Consider the following 1,663-nt stretch of genomic DNA (forward strand, 5'->3'; position numbering starts at 1 on the left):
GGTCCTGGACTGGACGGTGGACCTGCTGGGGCTGCGCGACCACCGGGAACTGTCCGAGCTGGCCGCCCGGGTGCCGCCCGGTGCCGACGGACTGCGGGTGCTGCCGTATCTGTCGCCGGCCGGCGAGCGCGCGCCGTTCCTCGACCCGGCGGCCAGCGGCCTGGTCACCGGCATGCTGTTCCGGCACGGCCGGGAGCATCTGGCGCGCGCCGTGCTCGAAGGTCTCGCGCACGTCATCCGCGACTGCCTGCGGGCCGCCCCGCACCGTCCCACCGAACTGGCGCTGTGCGGCGGCGGCGCGGCGAGCGCGCTGTGGTGCCAGCTGATCGCCGACGTCACCGGGCTGCCCGCCGTGTCCTCCCGCGACAGCCAGGTCGGCGCGAAGGGCGCGCTGCTGTGCGCGCTCACCGCGCTCGGCGCCTTCCCCGATCTGCCGGCCGCCGCGGCCGCGCTGGTGCGCAGCGGCCACCGCTACGAGCCCTCCCCCGCGCCGGCCGCCTTCCACGACGCGGAGCACGCCGAGTTCCTGGCCACCCGTGAGCTGGCCGCGACCCGGTGGGGCGGATGGCGGGCCGATGACTGAGCCGGTGTGGATCGGGGTCGATCTGGGCACGCAGAGCGTCCGCGCCCTGGCGGTCGACGACGCGGGCCGCACCGTGGCCGCCGCCGCCCGCCCGCTGCACGGCCGGCGCGAGGGCGTGCGCCACGAGCAGGACCCCGCCGCCTGGTGGGAGCGGACCGCCGACGCGCTCGCCGAACTGTCGGCCGCGCTCGGCGGACGCCAGGTCGGCGCCCTCGCCGTCTGCGCCACCTCCGGCACCGTGCTGCTGACCGGCCCCGACGGGACGCCGCGCACCCCGGGACTGATGTACGACGACAGCCGCGCGGGCGCGCTGGCCGCCGAGGCGCAGGAGGCCGGGGCCGCGCTGTGGGACCGGCTCGGCTACCGGATGCAGCCCGCCTGGGCGCTGCCGAAACTGCTGTGGTGGCGGGACGAGGGGCTGCTGGCGGAGCCCGGGACGCGGCTGGCCCACCAGGCGGACGTGGTGACGTCGGCCCTGGTGGGCCGGGCGGTGGCCGGGGATTCCAGCCACGCCCTGAAGACCGGCTACGACCTGCCGGCCGACCGCTGGCCGGTGGAGGTGCTGGAGCGGCTGCGGCTGGATCCGGCGCTGCTGCCGCGGGTGGTACGGCCGGGGACCGTGCTGGGCGAGGTCGGCCGGGCGGCGGCGGCACGTACCGGGCTGCCGTACGGCACCCCGGTGATCGCCGGGATGACGGACGGCTGCGCCGCCCAGCTGGGCGCGGGGGCGCTCGGCGTCGGCGAGTGGAACGCGGTGCTGGGCACCACGCTGACGCTGAAGGGGGTGAGCACGGCGCTGCCGCGCGACCCGGCCGGTGCCGTGTACGCGCACCGGGCCCCGTACGGCGGGCTGTGGCTGCCGGGCGGGGCGTCCAGTACGGGCGCCGGTGCGGTGCGCGCCCTGTTCCCGGGCGCGGATCCGGCGGAGCTGACGGCGGGCGCGGCGCGGGTGGAGGTGGCCGCGCTGCCGCCGTGCTACCCGCTCGTCGGGGCGGGTGAGCGGTTTCCGTTCGTCGCCCCGCAGGCTGTTCCCGGGCGCGGATCCGGCGGAGCTGACGGCGGGCGCGGCGCGGGTGGAGG

General features: G+C 78.5%; 2 protein-coding genes. Both read left to right on the top strand.

The genetic code is table 11. The features are described from left to right. Positions 1-583 (top strand): FGGY-family carbohydrate kinase (locus ACFV5N_RS27690; protein ID WP_385605250.1); only part of this gene is annotated, 583 nt, incomplete at its 5' end. Then, positions 576-1,663: FGGY-family carbohydrate kinase (locus ACFV5N_RS27695; protein WP_385605253.1), on the top strand; the 1,088-nt coding region annotated here is incomplete at its 3' end. The genes ACFV5N_RS27690 and ACFV5N_RS27695, both read left to right, overlap by 8 nt.

The organism is Streptomyces sp. NPDC059853, assembly GCF_042731495.1.
In the GTDB taxonomy this organism is placed as follows: domain Bacteria; phylum Actinomycetota; class Actinomycetes; order Streptomycetales; family Streptomycetaceae; genus Streptomyces.